At 57.2% G+C, this 18,893-nt stretch carries 13 protein-coding genes and 2 pseudogenes; 6 read left to right on the top strand and 9 right to left on the bottom strand.

Features of this window, described 5'->3' with window-relative positions:
- Nucleotides 1-239 precede the first annotated feature (239 nt).
- From V6607_RS00370 to V6607_RS00355, 4 genes and pseudogenes are all read right to left on the bottom strand, one after another.
- Entirely contained in the window at nucleotides 240-611 is a 372-nt protein-coding gene (locus V6607_RS00370; protein ID WP_051488632.1) for a hypothetical protein, read from the bottom strand.
- Between the two features lie 188 nt (nucleotides 612-799).
- Nucleotides 800-1,270: pseudogene (locus V6607_RS00365) on the bottom strand (IS5 family transposase); the annotation flags it as partial.
- Nucleotides 1,271-1,329: 59 nt separating this feature from the next.
- Nucleotides 1,330-2,598: a group II intron reverse transcriptase/maturase gene (gene ltrA, locus V6607_RS00360; RefSeq protein WP_010466266.1), complete on the bottom strand. Its 1,269-nt coding sequence runs from the start codon at nucleotides 2,596-2,598 to the stop codon at nucleotides 1,330-1,332.
- Between the two features lie 519 nt (nucleotides 2,599-3,117).
- A pseudogene (locus tag V6607_RS00355) lies at nucleotides 3,118-3,630 on the bottom strand (IS5-like element ISPre1 family transposase); the annotation flags it as partial.
- A 461-nt stretch (nucleotides 3,631-4,091) separates the two neighbouring features.
- Here V6607_RS00355 and phnC point away from each other — a divergent pair.
- The 6 genes from phnC (at nucleotide 4,092) to V6607_RS00325 (ending at nucleotide 9,585) form a co-directional block, all read left to right on the top strand.
- Nucleotides 4,092-4,919: a phosphonate ABC transporter ATP-binding protein gene (phnC, locus tag V6607_RS00350; RefSeq protein WP_003118432.1), complete on the top strand. Its 828-nt coding sequence runs from the start codon at nucleotides 4,092-4,094 to the stop codon at nucleotides 4,917-4,919.
- A complete protein-coding gene (phnD, locus tag V6607_RS00345) occupies nucleotides 4,916-5,779 on the top strand; it encodes a phosphate/phosphite/phosphonate ABC transporter substrate-binding protein (RefSeq protein ID WP_010562501.1) in 864 nt (287 codons plus the stop codon). The genes phnC and phnD overlap by 4 nt, the downstream gene beginning before the upstream one ends.
- An 8-nt stretch (nucleotides 5,780-5,787) precedes the next feature.
- On the top strand, nucleotides 5,788-6,615 hold the full coding sequence (phnE, locus tag V6607_RS00340) for a phosphonate ABC transporter, permease protein PhnE (protein ID WP_010466252.1): 828 nt from the start codon (nucleotides 5,788-5,790) through the stop codon (nucleotides 6,613-6,615).
- A gap of 8 nt (nucleotides 6,616-6,623) precedes the next feature.
- Nucleotides 6,624-7,634, top strand: coding sequence for a phosphonate dehydrogenase PtxD (ptxD, locus tag V6607_RS00335; protein WP_003127732.1), 1,011 nt, complete (start codon nucleotides 6,624-6,626; stop codon nucleotides 7,632-7,634).
- A complete protein-coding gene (locus V6607_RS00330; protein WP_003127731.1) occupies nucleotides 7,628-8,497 on the top strand; it encodes a LysR family transcriptional regulator in 870 nt (289 codons plus the stop codon). Before ptxD ends, V6607_RS00330 begins: the two co-directional genes overlap by 7 nt.
- A gap of 107 nt (nucleotides 8,498-8,604) precedes the next feature.
- Nucleotides 8,605-9,585 (top strand): IS5-like element IS1384 family transposase, encoded by a 981-nt coding sequence (locus V6607_RS00325; RefSeq protein WP_010466230.1) that lies wholly within the window; start codon nucleotides 8,605-8,607, stop codon nucleotides 9,583-9,585.
- Nucleotides 9,586-9,714: 129 nt separating this feature from the next.
- Here V6607_RS00325 and V6607_RS00320 read toward each other — a convergent pair whose 3' ends face one another.
- From V6607_RS00320 to V6607_RS00300, 5 genes are all read right to left on the bottom strand, one after another.
- A complete protein-coding gene (locus tag V6607_RS00320; protein WP_083514935.1) occupies nucleotides 9,715-10,503 on the bottom strand; it encodes a restriction endonuclease subunit S in 789 nt (262 codons plus the stop codon).
- The gene (locus V6607_RS00315; RefSeq protein ID WP_033988186.1) at nucleotides 10,500-12,476 is read right to left on the bottom strand and encodes a class I SAM-dependent DNA methyltransferase; all 1,977 of its coding nucleotides are present in this window, start codon (nucleotides 12,474-12,476) and stop codon (nucleotides 10,500-10,502) included. Before V6607_RS00315 ends, V6607_RS00320 begins: the two co-directional genes overlap by 4 nt.
- A 381-nt stretch (nucleotides 12,477-12,857) precedes the next feature.
- Nucleotides 12,858-14,810 carry a UvrD-helicase domain-containing protein gene (locus V6607_RS00310; RefSeq protein WP_033988183.1) on the bottom strand — a complete coding sequence of 651 codons (1,953 nt, stop codon included), beginning with the start codon at nucleotides 14,808-14,810 and terminating at the stop codon, nucleotides 12,858-12,860.
- Nucleotides 14,807-17,161, bottom strand: coding sequence for an AAA family ATPase (locus V6607_RS00305; RefSeq protein WP_033988180.1), 2,355 nt, complete (start codon nucleotides 17,159-17,161; stop codon nucleotides 14,807-14,809). Before V6607_RS00305 ends, V6607_RS00310 begins: the two co-directional genes overlap by 4 nt.
- A gap of 444 nt (nucleotides 17,162-17,605) precedes the next feature.
- Nucleotides 17,606-18,886, bottom strand: coding sequence for a site-specific integrase (locus tag V6607_RS00300; protein WP_169882235.1), 1,281 nt, complete (start codon nucleotides 18,884-18,886; stop codon nucleotides 17,606-17,608).
- Nucleotides 18,887-18,893 lie beyond the last annotated feature (7 nt).

Here is an 18,893-nt window from a genome sequence, read left to right as displayed (position 1 = left end):
TGATCTCTCGTAATTGCTAAATAGAATAAATTCGAATTAACACTACAACTCATGGAGTCGCCAGCGTACCCGAGCCCCTAGCTTCCGACCAGTCACGGTCTGCCCAGCCACGGCTCAATGATCGCGGTAATTCGCGGGTACTGACTGTCCGAGTTGCAGCTCGCAGATGTCTGCTCCTGGCCGACAGCGGCTATCACCAGAGTCCACTATCGGCCATTTTGCGCACGCAGCGCTCTTACTTACATGCCATCAGTTCGCTTTTTATCCTTCAAGTAATCTGCGTACATGTCAGCAAGCTCAGCCTCTCGGTCGCGATCCTGATCTGTCTCAATCTTGGTTACTGCTACCCAGCCCTCTTCGAATAGCCACTCACCAGGGCGCCGCACCAACGTAACTTCAACGTCCAGATAAAATTCACAACCAGCGTATGGACGATCTTGATCCTGCTCACCCGAGTAAGTAAACGAAACCTCCAGTACCAGTAGGCCTTTGGTTTCATCATACGACGAAGATGTCACCTCAAAATCTTCACACGAATAGTCGTAGGCATTGGTGTCTGCCGCTTCGCCCGATAGCAGGTTATCAATCTCCTCGCAAAATCGCTCGTACACTGGGCTCCCGTAAATAGCATCGGCAGGATCCGACGAACCTAGGGATGGTCTGAAGTAGTTGTGTATTTCTGGCTGACTTCAGCCCCTGCCGATTTTAAAAGCGGCAAATCGATCAAAAACGCTCAGATCACCCGCTTATTTCTGTGTTTTTAGCCGCCGCGAGCACCTCGCGGCAGCCATTTTCCACATTACAGGCGCACCTCTCCTGCATTCGCCAGTAAATGTCGGCGCGCCATCCACAGGTTCGACAGCGCGAACAGCGTCATCAGTTGCGCCGTGTTCTTCGCCAGACCACGGAAGCGCACCTTCACATAACCGAACTGGCGCTTGATCACCCGGAACGGATGCTCGACCTTGGCTCGTACCTGAGCCTTGGCCTTCTCAATCTTGCGCTTGGCTTTGTACAAAGCACTGCGCTTATCAAGCTTCTTGTAAGTACTACGGCGGGCGGCGATCTGCCAGATGACCCCCCGGCCTTCATGTTCAGGGCGTTTCTCGACGCCGGTGTAACCCGCGTCGGCACCGACCATGTTCTCATCGCCGTGCAGCAGCTTATCGACCTGGGTGACATCGGCCACGTTGGCCGCCGTGCCCACCACGCTGTGCACCAAGCCCGACTCATCATCGACACCGATGTGCGCCTTCATGCCGAAGTGGTGAGTCGGCCGCGGGAACTGCCCCCGCAGCCGCTCGCAGAACCGTACGTGACACTCTCGCGTCATACGGCTCCCGTTATCCAACCTTGCTGCCCGGTCACTCGCCAGTGATGAAACAGCCGGGGTACCACAGTCCGCATCTTGTCCAGCCATTGGCTAATGCGCCGCTTGCGCCTATGAAGAGCCTTGTATTTTCGTCGGGCCCAGCGTTCAAGCGCGCGGTCAATGTGCTGGAAGATGCCAAGCATGGCTGTCCGATAGAACGAGCCATAGTATTGCGACCACCCCTGTATCACTGGATTGTAGAGCCGAGCCACGTCGACCAGCGTCACGTGGGTTTGGCGATTGAGTCGCCACCTGCGTACCGCTTGCCGCATCCGCTTTAAGGCATCCGCACTCGCTCCCGGAAGGAAGCTCGTGAAGAGCTGGTCTTGTTTGCTGAGCGCCTTCCTCGGCCTAAAGGTGAAGCCGAGGAAGGTAAAGCTCACATGCGGATAACCTGCGCGACGGTTACTGTCCTTGCAGTACACGACCTTCGATTTCTCGGGGTGCATCGTCAAGCCACAGGCAGCCAGCCGTGAAGCAATGGAGCGCATCACGTACTCCGCTTGCTTTCGACTGCGGCAGTGCACCACCGCATCATCGGCGTAGCGGGCAAACGGGCAGTTGGGGCTGGTACGTTGCATCCAGGTGTCGAAGGCATAGTGCATGAACAGATTCATCAGGAGGGGACTGATCACTCCACCTTGCGGGGTGCCGCGTTCGCGTCGGACGCGCATACCGTGATCCGTTTCGAACGGCGCAACCAGCCACCGCTCGATGTACAGAAGTATCCAGTCCTCCTTGATGTGCAGGCGCACCGCCTTCATCAGCAACCCATGATTGATCTGATCGAAGGCTGCCTTGATATCAAACTCCACCACCCAGTCGTATCGCCAGCAGCGCTCACGCGTGATCGCCACCGCCTGCTTCGCTGATCGTCCCGGCCGGTACCCATAGGAGTCCGAGTGGAAGATCGAGTCCAGCTCCGGCTCGATGAGAAGCTTGACCACGGTTTGCGCGACACGATCACCAACCGTGGGCACTCCCAGCTTGCGCGTGCCTCCCGATGCCTTGGGAATTTCTACTTGCTTGACCGGAGGCGGGAAGTACGACCCCGACGACATCCGATTCCACAGCTTGTAGAGATTCTTAGACAGATCCCGCTCGAAATCGGCGATGGTTTCATCGTCGATGCCGGCAGCACCGCGGTTGGCCCTGACCTGCTGGTAGGCGTCCCATACCGTGCGTTTCGCTATGTCATAAGGTTTCGCCGAGCTCACGCCACTCATCCCCGGAGGTTGGCAACGCTCGTCGGCCGGATAACGCCGCCCCTTCGCTCCACCTCCATTACAGAGGCTTCATCGCTACTACGGGAGGCTCCGCCCCTCGTTCCAGCATCGGTATTCTTCCTCATGGTGTTGGCCATTTGTCATTTTCCTTCGCATCTGGAACAAGGTTCTCACGTTCCGTACCAAAGCCTGTATGAAGATCATGCCGCCTATACACCGGCTGCCATCGGGTCCGTAAGCAGGTAACGCCCCGACTTGTCCTGAAGCCAGTACTCCACCTCAGTTTCGGCAGCACCTTGGGCATAACGATGCGTCATCGGACGGTTTGCTTTCGCTCATCTTCTCCATACTCACCTGCCATCCTCAGGGATGACTTTTCCTCGGTCGCTCACCACCACACCTTTTGGATGCAGCAGCACCGGGTGGTTTGAAGTCCGCTCCTGCAAGCCGACTTCGGAAGGCCTACTTCCATCTTCGGCACAGCAGCACAGGTCATCTGACCTGTGTTCGTGACACACAGTACTGGTTACCCTTCTTGGTCTGATGCATTTCCGGGTCGCGCTTACCGTCCTTGTTCTTGGTCGAACTCGGCGCATTGATCAGCGTGGCATCGACGATCGTGCCTTGGCGCAGCGACAGCCCTCGGTCGCCCAGATAGCCATTGATGACAGCCAAGATGCCGGCGGCTAGTTCGTGCTTCTCCAGCAAACGACGGAAGTTGAGGATGGTGGTTTCATCGGGGATACGCTCCAAGCTCAGCCCCGCGAACTGGCGCAGGATGGTGGTCTCGTACAGCGCCTCTTCCATCGCTGGATCGCTGTAACCGAACCAGTTTTGCATCAGGTGCACGCGCAGCATCGCCATCAGCGGATAGGCCGGACGACCGCCTTCACCCTTGGGATAATGCGGCTCGATCAAGGCAATCAAACCCTTCCACGGCACCACCCGATCCATCTCGATCAGGAACAACTCTTTGCGGGTTTGTTTGCGCTTACCGGCGTACTCGGCGTCGGCGAAGGTCATCTGCTTCATCGGGAAACTCGGTGGGTGGAATCCGGGTATTTTGCCAAAATCTGGAAGTCTTCTTCAGAGTTTCCCTAGCATTAAGCTGGGCGCGACAACAGACGTCTAGTTGGGCGGCACCTGAAGGTTTCGACCAGCCACATAACGGCCTAGGTCAATCGACGGGCAAGAATAGAATGTCTCCTATAGTCCGCTAGTGTGCGCTCTCTTGCTTGGATGGCATTACGTTCTGGCCCAACGTTACTGTAGCGAATCCGCAGCAGTATCAATCAAAGCCTCCTGTATCCCGCGTGAAGAAAGACGCTACGTTGCGCCCGTTCTTCCACGGCTTCGCTTGCCGCCCCGCTACGGCAGATTCGAAGTATTCATCGAAATGTCATCCTTTAGAAGCAGTGCGTTAACAAGGAATTTCTACCCTTTGCATCGCGAACCGCAATTGTGCGGCCAGCAATATTGCGAAAGGTGATCAAATGACGCCCCATCCGATACAGGACGCCGTGCTGCGGGTCGACCGGTTGAGCGTCGTCTATCCAGGCGGCGTGACAGCCCTACGCGATACCTCGATTGCATTTCGGCGTGGTGAGTTCACCGTGCTGCTTGGTCTCTCGGGCGCAGGCAAGTCGACCTTGCTCCGTAGTCTCAATCGACTCGTCACGCCCACTGGCGGCAGTGTCACCAGCGAACTCGGTGAACTCGGCAGCGGCTCGGCCTTGCGTCAGCATCGTCGGCGTACCGCCATGATCTTTCAGCACCACCAGCTAATCGAACGTCAAAGCGCACTGGCTAATGTGCTTACCGGTCGGCTGGCCTTTCACAACACGCTCCGCTCGCTGTTTCCTCTGCCGCGTGCCGATCAGGAGATTGCGCTCAGTTGCCTCGCTCGGGTCGGTCTGGCAGACAAGGCGCTAAGCCGGGTGGACAAACTGTCCGGTGGCCAGCAGCAGCGGGTAGGCATCGCGCGTGCGCTAGCGCAACAGCCGGCGATCATTCTGGCCGATGAGCCGGTAGCCAGTCTCGACCCGGCCACTTCGGTCCGTGTTCTCGGATTGCTGCGCGACATCTGCAAGGAAGACGGCATCACCGCCATCGTTTCGCTGCATCAACTCGAATATGCCCGCCGCTTCGCCGATCGCGTCGTCGGGCTGGCCGATTCTCAGATCGTTTTCGATGCCGCGCCCTCGGAACTCACCGATGCGCAGCTTGAGCGCATCTATGCAGGCCGCTCTACGACTCAGCCAGCGAATGCTCCGGCTGAACCACCTGTCATGCTCGAACCTTCACTGGAGATGTCCCGATGAAACGCTTATCCGCGCTCTTATTGACTTGCTTGCTGTCCGCTGTTTCAAGTTTGTCCGCCCTAGCGGCCGATGCCGATCCGGATGTGCTAAAGGTTGCCCTGCTGCCGGACGAAAACGCCTCCGAGCTGATCAAGCGTAACCAGCCGCTGAAGGATTATCTGGAAGAGCATCTGGACAAGAAGGTGCAGCTGATCGTAACCACCGACTATTCCTCGATGATTGAGGCGATGCGCTTTGGCCGTATCGACCTGGCGTATTTCGGTCCGCTGTCCTACGTCATGGCCAAAAGCAAAAGCGACATCGAGCCCTTCGCTGCCATGGTCATCGACGGCAAGCCGACCTATCGCTCGGTGATTATCGCCAATGTGGCGTCAGGCGTGAATGAGTATGCCGACCTTAAGGGCAAGAAGATGGCCTATGGTGACCGGGCATCGACGTCCAGCCATTTGATTCCCAAAGCCGTGCTTCTTGAGACGGCCGGTTTGACGGGTGGGCAGGACTACGAACAACATTTTGTGGGCACGCATGACGCCGTTGCCGTCAACGTGGCGAACGGCAACGCCGATGCGGGTGGGCTGTCGGAGGTAATTTTCAATCACGCAGTCGAACGTGGCCTAATCGATCCGAGCAAGGTGAAAGTACTTGGTTACAGCGGCGAATACCCCCAGTACCCCTGGGCGATGCGCTCGAACCTGAGCCCCGAGCTGAAAACCAAGGTGCGGGATGTATTCGTCGGTATCGACGATCCCGAAGTGCTGCGCAACTTCAAGGCCGAGGCCTTCGCGCCAATCACCGACGCCGACTACGATGTGATCCGCAACATGGGATCGCTGCTCGGCCTCGACTTCGCCACGATGTGAGCACCGATATGTCTACTCATTACGACGTGCAGGCGCTGCCTGCAGAGCAACGCGAGCACATCCTTCGAGGCTTCGGCCTCGGTTGGTGGCGCCAGCTGGGGCAGGTGGCGATTGTATTCGGAGTGGTGCTGTTGGCCTGCTGGTACGTGGGGCTGCTCGATGCCACCACGCTGCTGAACGGGCTGCCCTCCATCGCGACCCTGGCAGGCGAGGCCATGCCGCCAGACTTTTCGGGCTATCGAAGCTGGATTCGCCCCTTGATCGACACCTTGGCGATGAGCATCGCCGGTACGGCCATCGCAGTGGTGTTCTCGCTGGTGGTGGCCTTCGTTGCAGCGCGCAATACGGCGCCGCACCCCCTTGTGTTCGGTGTTGCCCGGGTGCTGCTCAATGCCCTGCGGTCGGTGCCGGAGCTGATCATGGGCATCATCTTCGTTGCAGCCGTAGGGTTCGGCGCCTTGCCGGGCGTGCTTGCCCTGGGTCTGCATTCGGTCGGCATGGTCGGCAAGTTCTTCGCCGAGGCCATCGAGCACGTCGACGAAGCGCCGGTGGAAGCCGCTCGGGCGGCGGGGGCTACGCCGATGCAAGTGCTGCTGCACGCGGTTTTGCCACAGGTGACGCCGCAGTTCGCCGACGTGGCGATCTACCGCTGGGAATACAACTTTCGCGCCTCCACCGTGATGGGCATGGTTGGCGCCGGCGGTATCGGCTTCGAACTCATGGGCTCGCTGCGCATCATGCAGTACCAGGAGGTTGCAGCAATCCTGCTGGTCATCCTGGCCATGGTCACGCTAGTAGACGCCTTCAGTGGCGTGCTGCGCAAACGTTTCAAATAGGACAAACCATGCTGCCGAAACTCGTTATAACTCACCGAGTACACGATGAGATCCTGCAACTGCTGGCGCCACATTGCGAGCTGATGACCAACCAGACCGACAGCACGCTGCCGCGCGAGGAAATTCTGCGCCGCTGCCGCGATGCTCAGGCGATGATGGCGTTCATGCCCGATCGGGTCGATGCAGACTTTCTTCAAGCCTGCCCTGAGCTGCGTGTAGTCGGCTGCGCGCTCAAGGGCTTCGACAATTTCGATGTGGACGCCTGTACTGCCCGCGGGGTCTGGCTGACCTTCGTGCCTGATCTGTTGACGGTCCCGACTGCCGAGCTGGCGATCGGACTGGCGGTGGGGCTGGGGCGGCATCTGCGGGCAGCAGATGCGTTCGTCCGCTCTGGCAAGTTCCAGGGCTGGCAACCACAGTTCTACGGCACGGGGCTGGATAACGCTACGGTCGGCATCCTTGGCATGGGCGCCATCGGACTGGCCATGGCTGATCGCTTGCAGGGATGGGGCGCGACCCTGCAGTACCACGAGGCGAAGGCTCTGGATACACAAACCGAGCAACGGCTCGGCCTGCGCCGGGTGGCGTGCAGCGAACTCTTCGCCAGCTCGGACTTCATCCTGCTGGCGCTTCCCTTGAATGCCGATACCCAGCATCTGGTCAACGCCGAGCTGCTTGCCCTCGTACGGCCGGGCGCTCTGCTTGTAAACCCCTGTCGTGGTTCGGTAGTGGATGAAGCCGCCGTGCTCGCGGCGCTTGAGCGAGGCCAGCTCGGCGGGTATGCGGCGGATGTATTCGAAATGGAAGACTGGGCTCGCGCGGACCGGCCGCGGCTGATCGATCCTGCGCTGCTCGCGCATCCGAATACGCTGTTCACTCCGCACATAGGGTCGGCAGTGCGCGCGGTGCGCCTGGAGATTGAACGTTGTGCAGCGCAGAACATCATCCAGGCATTGGCAGGTGCGCGCCCAATCAACGCTGCGAACCGTCTGCCCAAGGCCGAGCCTGCCGCATGTTGAATCCGGTCTGGCTGAAGAGCCTGGTAGCGATCGTTCAAACAGGCAGTTTTCAGAGCGCGGCGAGGGCGTTGGGGCTGGCCCAGCCGACGGTGTCGCAGCACTTGCAGAAGCTTGAAGAGCAGGTCGGCGTAACGCTGGTGCAGCGCAGTCGTAGCGGCTGCCAGCCTACCACACGGGCGCTGGCCTTCATGCCGCATGCGACCGCCTTGCTCGACATGCACGCCCGGGCGCTAGAAGCCCTGCATGGCAATCGTGAGCGCGTCGGGGCCAGCTCCAACATCGGCACCTACCTTCTCCTGCCATTCGTGCGCAACTATCTGACGACCGCAAATGAGAGGGGCGAGGTGGATCTGCGCATCGCCGCCAACCCGGATGTGGCCGACCAGCTACTGGCGGGCCAGCTCGACGCCGCGATCATGGAATGGTGGCTACCTCACCCCGACTTCGAACACCGCCTCTGGCGGGTCGAGCCGCTGGTGCTTATCGTCAGCCCCGACCATGCGCTGGCTGAAGCAGGGTGCATAGAACGTGATCGTCTGGTGGACCTGCCGATGCTGGGAGGTGAACCGGGTAGCGGTACCGGACGGCTTCTGACCGAATACTTTGGCGAACTGGGCGTGCCTCGCAGCGGTATGCAGCTAGGCAGCACCGAGGCAGTCAAACAAGCAGTGAGGGCGGGACTCGGCGTGTCGTTGGTGATGGCTTCCGCAGTACAAGACGAAGTTCGCAGTGGCGCGCTGGTAGCTCTTCCCATCCCGGGGCTTGAAAAGCGTCTCCAACTGATCTGGCGCAAACCTCCCGGAAATCTGCACCCGCCGGGATTTGTGCGGCACTTATTGGAGGAGGCAGATCTAGCTGGATAAGGTGATGGATGGTTGCGATCCAGCGCTTGGCTTGTCAGCCTAGGGAAACTCTGAAAAAGACTTTCTGATTTGGCAAAATACCGCGACCCCACCCACCGAGTTTCCCGATGAAGCAGATGACCTTCGCCGACGCCGAGTACGCTGGCAAGCGCAAGCAAACCCGCAAGGAGTTGTTCCTGATCGAGATGGATCGGGTGGTGCCGTGGAAGGGCTTGATTGCTTTGATCGAGCCACATTATCCGAAGGGTGAAGGTGGCCGTCCGGCCTACCCGTTGATGGCGATGCTGCGTGTGCATCTGCTGCAGAACTGGTTCGGCTACAGCGATCCAGCGATGGAGGAAGCGCTGTACGAAACCACGATCCTGCGCCAGTTTGCCGGGCTGAACCTGGAGCGCATCCCCGACGAAACCACCATTCTCAACTTCCGCCGCTTGCTGGAGAAACACGAGCTGGCGGCCGGCATCCTCGCTGTCATCAATGGCTATCTGGGCGACCGCGGCCTGTCGCTGCGCCAGGGCACCATCGTCGATGCAACGCTGATCAATGCGCCCAGTTCGACCAAGAACAAGGACGGCAAGCGCGACCCGGAAATGCACCAGACCAAGAAGGGAAACCAGTATTATTTTGGCATGAAGGCCCACATCGGCGCCGATGACGAATCGGGTCTGGTGCACAGCGTAGTGGGCACGGCGGCCAATGTGGCGGATGTCACCCAGGTGGACAAATTGCTGCATGGCGACGAAAACGTGGTCTGCGCCGATGCAGGCTACACCGGTGTCGAAAAGCGGCCCGAGCATGAAGGACGTGAAGTTATCTGGCAGGTGGCGGCACGCCGCAGCACCTACAAAAAACTCGATAAGCGCAGCGTGCTGTACAAAGCCAAGCGCAAGATTGAAAAGGCCAAGGCTCAGGTGCGCGCCAAGGTCGAGCATCCGTTCCGGGTAATCAAGCGCCAGTTCGGTTACACCAAGGTGCGCTTTCGCGGCTTGGCCAAAAACACGGCGCAACTGGTGACACTGTTCGCTCTGTCGAACCTGTGGATGGCGCGCCGACATTTACTGACGAATGCAGGAGAGGTGCGCCTGTAATGCGGGAAATGGCCACCGGAGTGGGGTCCGGGTGGCGAAAACGTAAGAAATACTCGTCGAATTGATTGTTTTTTGATCATTTGGCGAGTTTAAAAGTTGCGCTAGGTGGTATGCCGGGGAAATACATGGCTACTTCAGACCATCCCTAACACCTTCGTCCTGAAAGTCTTCACCAATGGTTGTTGGAGTAGTTCCCTTAGAAATCACTTCGGTCAAGTGTTTGATGCGCCTAACAACCCAATGCGCCGGCACCTCACCCAGCCACTCCACGCCGGAGTCTTTCATCGGCGCCGTCGGGTCGAGGCCTTTGGTGACGGCGTGGGAGATCACGGCCTGGCGCTTTTCCTTGAGCAGTTCGATCAGGCGCTGCTGCTCTTCGATCAGCGCGTCGATGCGGGCGGTTTCGTGGTCGAGGAAACGGGCGATTTGGGTTTGTTCTACCAAAGTCGGAACATGGAGACGCTCAGAAAGGCTCTCCTTTTTTATATGCCTCATGGTGCTGCCATGAGCATCAAAGTCTGCCAATTTTGGAGCAACAAGCTTTATCAAATAGAAAAGAAATTTTTGATCAGCTTCGACTGTAGGCGAGACTTTAAATATGTGTTGATTCAACCAGGCGGCGCCACCCGTCCAAATGAACGAGTCGATTGTTGCAGACCATGAAAAAAGCAAATCTCCATCGCCAACCTTGACACGAAAATCAAGCTCGCCGGAGTAATAATTTGGTGCTGTATCACCTGTTAGCTGAGAGATGCGGATAATCGGTAGCCCTTCTTCACCCCAGTCCTCAGGCTTGAATGGATAGCCATTTTGATAATCGGCAAGAAACTTTAATGCGGATCGTGGCCATTCAGCAGGCACAGCCCCTTGCCACTCCACCCCGGAATCCTTGTAAACCGGATAACTCGGAAACGTCATGCCGACAGCCCCTCGATCATCTGCTTGATGCGGTCGGTGCAGGCTTTCAGGTCGCGGTCGATCTCTGCCAGCGGACGCGGTGGCTGGAACACATAGAAGTGGCGGTTGAAGGGAATCTCAAAACCGACCACGCCGACTTCGCCGTCCTGTTCATCACGCTTGCTCTCGTCGATCCAGGCATCCGGCACATGGGGTTTTACTTCGCGCTCGAAGTAGTCGTACACCGACTCGCCCAGCGGCACGTTTTCGTTGTCGCGCAGGCCGGCATCGGCTTCCGGCTGGCCTCTGACCAGGCAGATATCCGCCTCGGGGTCGCGCTCGCTTAAGCCGTTGAGGATGGCCTTCAGTTCGGGCGTGCTGGGCGATACATCGTGAGCGCTGAGCGCCTTTTTCAGCAGCTTGCTGAACTGCTCGCGGTTGCGGTGCAGCTGGCTTTCGTCCATCGCCTGCAGGGCTTCGATCAGGCGCTGGCGTGCCGGGGCGTCCATCTTCTCGATGGCTTTTTCTTCCTGCACTTTTTCGATGCGCTCGGCGCTGGTCTGGAAGTTCAGGCGCAGCGGGCGCTCGACAGTGATGCGCCGGTAGCCAAAGGCTTCGACGGGGAAGATCTTGCTCTGCGCGGTTTGCTCGAAGCGGCCATACAGGCGCACCAGCTCGTCGATCTGCTCCTCGGTGAGGTACTGGCGCTTGCTGCCGAGGGACTTGCGCATCTTGGCAAAGTGCTGGCTGCCATCAATCAACTGCACCTTGCCCTGGCGCACAGCGGCCTTGTGGTTGCTCAGCACCCACACATAGGTGGCGATGCCGGTGTTGTAGAACATGTCGGTGGGCAGGGCGATGATGGCTTCGACCAGATCGTTCTGCAGCAGGTAGCGGCGAATCTCCGACTCGCCCGAACCGGCGCCGCCGGTAAACAGTGGCGAGCCGTTGAGGATGATGCCGATGCGCGAGCCGCCTTCACGCGGGTCACGCATCTTGCTGACCAGGTGCAGAAGGAACAGCAGCGAGCCATCGGACACGCGCGGCAGGCCCGGGCCGAAGCGGCCGTTGAAGCCCTTTTCGCTGTGCTCGTCGGTGATCTGCTTCTGGACTTTCTTCCACTCCACGCCAAACGGCGGGTTGCTGAGCATGAAGTCGAAGCGGCTGTCGGCCAGCTGGTCGTCAGACAGGGTGTTGCCCAGCTTGATGCTGGTGACGTCCTGACCCTTGATCAGCATGTCCGCCTTGCAGATGGCATAGGACTCGGGGTTGAGCTCCTGGCCGTGCAGCGACACGGTGACTTGCTGGCTGATGGACTGGATGTACTCGTCGCCCTCGGAGAGGAAGCCGCCGGTGCCGGCAGTCGGGTCGTAGATGGTGACGATGCTGTTGGGCTTGAGCTTGTCGTCCTGCCCGGTGATCACCAGGGAGGTGGTCAGGTGCACGATATCGCGCGGGGTGAAGTGCTCCCCGGCGGTTTCGTTGGAGCTTTCCGCGAACTTGCGGATCAGCTCTTCGAAGATGATGCCCATGCCGAAGTTGCTGATGCGCTCCGGGCTCAGGTCAGTCGCGGCAAAGCGCTGCACCACCTGGTACAGCAGGTTGGCCGCAGAGAGCTGCTGCACGAAGTCTTCAAAGTGGAAGTGCTCGAAGATCTCGCGGGCGTCCTTGCTGAAGGACTGCACGTAGCTCATCAAGTCGGCGGCGGTCTGGGTGTCGGACAGGGTACCGAGGGTCAGCTTGGAGGCATTGAAGAACTGCTGGCCGGCGGCGCGTAGCAACAGACGCTCACGCACCAGATCAGGCCGGCCTTCCTGCGCATAGGACTCACGGATCACCGCTTCCTTGGTCGGCTCCAGCACACACTCCATCCGCCGCAGCAGGGTGAACGGCAGGATGATGCGACCGTACTGGGACTGCTTGAAATCACCGCGCAGCAGGTCGGCAATCGACCAGAGGAAAGCGGCCGTCTGGGAATGGTTTTCCGTGTTCACGCAACTGCTCCTTGAAAGGCGTGCAAAGCGCCGAGTGTAACTGAAGAGGGGCAGGCGAAATCACTTCGAACCCAAAGCCGTTGGCGTTTAAAGCGCTGATGCGTCCAGACCTATCTACAGAGGCAAGTCAGCCGGCGGCACCTTCCCGATTTGTCCTGACCGTATGCACTCCCATACCGTTCTCGAAGCCTGTTGCCACTTTGGCTGGCAGCGATTGATTCGGCAGTTACCGTCGCACCTCGCTGAGGTTGAAGCTTGTTTCTTCGAGACAGATCATCTAGTCGCATAACAAGGCAAGCGGCTGAGGGAGACCCAACGCCAGTGCAGGGAAACCGACAATTGTAAAATCGCGTGGTCATCGCAACGCGCCTGCAGTAGCTACTACAAAGCGGTAAGCTCGTTCTCGGTAAACCATTCGGACTGTTTGATTGCGTCGAGCGCTGTAGCGGGGTTCTTCGCCCAAAGAACCAGAGCGAGGCTTTCCTCGGCTCGACTGCAGGTGACATAAAGTAGCCTTAGGGTCCGATCAATAGTGGTCTCTTTTCCCCCTTCAACGTTCTCAAGATCAGTCGGGCTCAATTCCTCAGCGCCGAAGAGCTTGTCGTAGGAGAACCACGTGCCGCCAGCTTCCTCATCATCCATGATGACCATGACATGCTTGAACTCAGAGCCTTTAACGACTTGATGCGTCGCGAGTTCGGTTTCACCCCCAAGATAGGCGTGATAACGAGCAATTTCTTGCCAGGGCGTGCCGAAGAGGGCGTGCCAGCCACGCTTACGTCGGTCCTCCTTCGCTTCCTTGCTCCTTGTCTTTGGCTCTGGAGGAGGAGGCGACGAATCACCGTAGGCCTCAACTAGGCGACTATCCACTTCGAAGAGGCTGGCTTCGATGATCGGTTCCAAGACTTCTCGCACGGTTATTCCGGGCTTGGTGGCGGCGGATGCGAACCTCATAACTGCAGCGTGAGCTTTGTCCAGCGCGGCCTGACGCTCGGCGCGAGATTCCGGGACCTTTGCAAGTGCGCCGTGCCTACGCAACACATCCATGACGGCGAACTCGTTCACTGAACCATCAGGCTGCAGACATTCTGCAAGTTCAACCATTGGGCCGAGGAGCGGCCTCACCATAGTGGGCCCCGTCCGCTCGCCATTGCTCTTAGGCACTGCGGCATCCTTGTCCAGCAGCTCCATCGCGCGGTATGCCTCGTAAAAATTGCCTCGTTTGGCGGCAAGTTTGTGTTCAAGGGCGAGGGTTTTGTAGCCACTCCCACGCTCTTGCCAGGCGGATAAGGCAGTTTCGGCCGACATGGCCAACGCGCATTCCGTTTCCCTCCGGATCTTTTCGGCGGAATCGGTCTTAGCATCGCCGACAAAGATTCGAACGGTTCCACCGTTTTTCTCTGTCCTAGGGTGCTGGGGGACACCAGTCTTGGGCTGAGTACGGCCCTCGATGTCCGAGTCCCAAATCTTGTTAATGAGTTCAACAATGCGCTTTTGGCTACGATGATTCATCTGCAATGCAGGGCGCGCCCAATCTTCCGGCACGTGTGACGGTAAGTCGTGGTGACCGTCAGGGTAGATTCGCTGCCGATGATCCCCGAGGAGCCCCAATGTGATGCGATCCGGACGGTTTTTGGAGAGTTCAAATAGTGCATCAAGTACTCCCTTCATCGTGTCCTGGGATTCATCAATAAGGATGAGGGGGTGACGGTCTTCTAGGATGCGCTGCAGCGTTGGGCGTTTAACAATTAGCCATGCGGTCACGTCCAGGACGTTGGTGTGCGATAGCGCCCCCGGACCGAATGTGTTTCTGTCCGGGCTATACCTAAATTCATCAGTCTTTCGTAATTCCTCCGCCTCTGCCTCGATCTCCGCATACTTCCGCCGGTCGGTGTCGGACTCGCCCCTTTTCTTACCCATCGCATGGGCCTTGGCAGCCACAAGATCTTCGGCATTGAACGCAAGCAAGGCTTCCCGGATGTCATCATCAAAGCCCTGGATGAGTTCCCAGCAAAAGGAATGGATGGTCGATACTTCGGTCAGGTAATTTTCGCCGAGACGACCGTTGACGACGGCGGTCGCGTTTTTGGTGTAGGTGATAACACGCACCGACTGTCCACGAGACCTAAGTCGTTCGGCATAGTGAGCCCCCGCTTCATGCTTTATCACTCCAGTAACTCGACGCAAAACCTCAATTAGCGTGCGAGTCTTTCCGGACCCTGCGCCAGCGAAGAGAAAGAAACTCCGAGGCGGGGTTGTCGTGATGTAGCCGCAGATATCTTCGACGACATGAGCGTCGCGATCGTTTCCAAACGATGGCAGAGCGGTACTCAAGGGGTCTCTCCCGCAGTGACGTTGAGTTGCCCGCTCAGCCAGGTGAGCGCGTCTGTGATGTATGCGGGGCATTTCAGGTCTTGGCCAGCATTTAGCCGTTCGAACAGGGTTGCCGCGAAATCTCCTTTACTGAAGCTCCCGCGGAGCATCGCATGGAGTTCCTTGAGCAGCTCGGCGTGGTCTGGGTAGTCGAGCACAAGACCTATCACCTTTGCCAAGGTGCCGCGGTGCTTTACTTTGGCAGCGGTGATTGGGTCAACCTCCTCTTCCAACGCTTTGAACCAATCGATGTTGGAGAGAACTAGAGAGTCCTCAAACGAGCTGGGCCACTGCTCGCTGGCAGCCGCAACCGGAAGCTGCCACGCGAAGCGGACTTGAACGCCTGTGTCGGATGTCCACACCAGCTGGGCAGGCGTCGGCTTACCAAAAGCTTGAAACTCCGCCAGCATCGGATGCCATGAGGTCAATGTGTCATTCCCACACTCCAATTTTTCTTGGCCGGCGATGTGCACCGCTGCCCGGACTAGGCGCCCCTTATCGGTTCGGGTTGGCAGAACCGGATCCAAGTCAGTGATAACGATCGTCGGAATCCCCAATCGCTCCACCAGGGGTTTAAGGCGGTGAGCGTGGCTACCGCCGATGTCGAGGAAAGAAACATACTTCTTGGCAAGTTTGGGGAAATCCCGCTCGATGAAAAGTGGCACCAGCATTCTCTCTGCTGTTCCTTCCACGAAGATGGCGGCGTCAGCGAAAAGCAGGTCGGTGTGTTGCACCTGAAAGTAGCGTTCGGCGAACGTCCTGGTTGGAGCGTCTTCGCCGAACGCATCGCCCAGGTTAACGACCTGCGTGCTGGGTTTTGCGCCAAGCACCGTGCTGGCCACCCGCCTCACGTACCGCAGACGCGTGAAGTTGTCTCCATGAGCCAGATGGCTCGAGTGCGTGCTGATCAGCAGCTGACTGCGGAGGTAGCTATGCACCTGCTCCTTTGGACGAATGAGCTCGTGGGCGTTCTTCGAAAAATTTCGTTGAACCTGAACGTGCAAATGGGCCTCAGGTTCTTCAACCATCACGAGGTGAACTGCCGCCGGACTGCCCTGCGGCGGATTGAGGCGTGCGGCGCGGAATGACACGAGCATGAAGCTCAGCGACTGCAGATTCTGATAGCCGAGGCCAATAGAGTGTTCAGGCAAGGACTCATCAACAGCAGTTTTGTCCAGGAGGTACTGTACGGCCGTGCTGTGAGCAAGAAGGTCTGCGGTCTGGATTCTTGTACGAAAATGGAACTGGTGAGGGTCATGCAGGCCTGGGTAACCCAGAATCTCCACGTCCTCCATCGCTGGCTTTAACGCCTTGTAGATAGATTTGTCGAGGTCTGCTTGTGCATTAGCAACGGCCTTGACCAAGTCTTCTCGATGTCCGTGACCGGATGGGGCTACGTTCAAGTGTTGCCGAGCGAACTTCATGAGTTGGCTTGAGAACAATCCGGGCCGAGAACTTGCGGACTCTGACCGCATTTCGTCTTCTTCGGCACCGAGTCCTCGTTGAGCCGGTACAAAATCCACACGAATGAGCTTGCGCAGATGCTGCAACTCGATCGGTTGTGATCCAAGTGGCAGCTCCTGCAAGTCACGGCGCGATTTATCGGCCAAGGGGCCCTTCACGGGGTCGAGACGGTAAGCGGCTATGCGTCGCAGATCCGCAGAATGTCTAAGCCAGTAGTCAAGCAGATCTATCGGCCAGGCATGGCCATCCTTCGGAAGCTCTCGGACCGGGGCGCGCGCCTCACGGTAGCGCCAAGCCAGATTGCGAAGTTCGTTCGCGTCTGCAACAGGTTCGAGCCGTACCCGTACACCAACTGCGCCACCCGACCACTTCAGCGAGGTGATGAACGGCGCAACATGGCTGTACGCCCCCTCCTTAGCGTCGAACCAAAGATCAATGAAGGGCATGCACGCCTGGAGTTCCTGATACTCGGCCTCCCATGATTCGGCATCCTTGGAGTCCGTCGTGGGATCCTCATCAAGTGCCTCCCAGCGGTGGCATACCTCGCGCAGCTTCGCCCACTGCGAAAGGCTAATGTCGAACGCGCGGAATCCGGGTGACTCGCTCAAGAAGTTGCGGAGGACTGTAAGAAGGGAAGTTTTGCCGCTGTTGTTGGCACCTACCAAAATGGTAGTGACCTCGTCGAGCTCAAGTCGGGTCTTGGCCAGGCGTCGAAAATTACAGACCTCAAGGCAGGCGAGCCGGATCGGTGGGGTGTCGATAGCTGCAGCTGCTTTGGGGGAAGGCCCCGCTGGGATCAAGGGTGGGCTATCGGTGAGAGAGGAAGCAGGGATCTGGTCTGTGGTCATGGTGCCTCCATGCGGCCGCCCAGTTACTGAAGATAAGGACACCTCGGCATAGTAACCAGGTGCTCAAGACATTGAGCATACTGTCACTTGGCCAGGACGGAAGATAGTTCCAGCTTCCACCTGTCACGCAAATATTTCCGCCTATCCAACAAATACCTATGGAAAAGTTGCTAACCGGGCGGTGAATCAAGCCGTTGCTGCCAAGATTTCTAAATTATGCGCAATTATGTGAAAATACATAATTTCACCGCGCGAGCTGCCTTGCGCTAAAAAGAACACACGGAACACCCTCCCAACGCAGGAATCAGGTAGGAAAATTATTGGGGAAATTGCGGCAAGCTTGGACTGCGGGTTCAGGCCAATGCCGCCCCAAGAGACTGAAGGCGGACCATATCGACGTGTCCAGAGCTGCTCACCAAGAAGGCAGCATCTCTAGTGCCTGTTCTATACCACAATCTCAGAGTAATTATGTCGGTCTAAAATAGCGGACAAACCAGCATCAACGCGTGAGCGATGAAGATCAGTCAGAAGATTGTCGTGCACATATCGGTTGACTAGATGAACATAGTATTCGAGTGTAGTTCTAACATTAGTGTGGCCCAGCATTTTCCTGAGATCTTCGTCGAGCGCTGCATCGTAAACAAAACTCCTTCCAAGTCTATTCTGGGCTTTCAACGCCTCATAAACAAAATATGTCGCACAGGTGTGCCTGAGCATTCGTGCATTGAATCGTATGGCTTTAAAATCAGTAGCGCTCTCGGAGTTCTTCGCTGCAGAAACCACCTTGCTAAAGTTATAACCAAGCATTCCATGAGTAACAACATCACCACGAGCGGAAAGAAACAAGTCGCTATTCCTTGGTGGAATGCCATGCTTAGCCTCATATAGCTTCGCTCGTTGCCGCCTTAAGGGTAAATAATACTCGCAAATAACTCTCCACAGCTTCCCTGGAAAGTCTATGGAACGCCATTTTCCCTTGGACCTAAAATAATAATAGATAGCTCCATTATCTAACCCTTCTGGGTACTCACCCTCATCATAAGGAATGAATCCATAATTTTCATTTTTCCCTCGGTAGGGCAATTGAAAAAGATCAATCGGTCTAAGCCCGGTAATTCGTATGATCGCTGCGATAATTTGATAAACAGGATCATTCATCACACCGAGAGCTATTTCATAATCAGTTTGCCTTACAAATTTCTGCATTTCTCGTTGATGCATTGCTGGTCTACCACTGGGCAGATTAAATCCCAAGGTAGTAACTTTAACCCCTGGGTTGATATGGGCCAGGAGTTTCTGGTCTTTCAGCATGTATCGGATATCAGTCCTACTGATATCCAAATAGTGTTTATAGCCCTGCCTTTCGGCCCACTGATAGAAGCTCCAGACCCTTGCCGCAATGTGATACATGGTTTTGTGAGACGGACCATCAGGAAGCGCATCCGTTGGAGATGCTATGTGAACAAGGAAGGCATCAAAAACATCCTCATCCACCAACTGCCAGTTCTGCGCACCAAATACAACTTCACCCCCTTCGATTGGGCTATCGTCCAACCACTGCAAAAACCTTCTCAGGATATTCGCATAGTTTCTTGTCGTTTCATCACTCCTTGAACGTATCTTCGAGACAGCCATCGCCCACATGGTCGGTGCTTCAAGGACGTTGTGATTATCATCAAAATAAATTCCTACGCGCGCTCGCATATAGCCAGAGTGGCTGGCCAAACCGTTT

The organism is Pseudomonas sp. KK18 (genome assembly GCF_037094675.1).
Lineage (GTDB): Bacteria > Pseudomonadota > Gammaproteobacteria > Pseudomonadales > Pseudomonadaceae > Aquipseudomonas.
The sequence above is the reverse complement of the archived record's forward strand: the minus strand, read 5'-3'. Positions and strand labels throughout refer to the sequence as shown.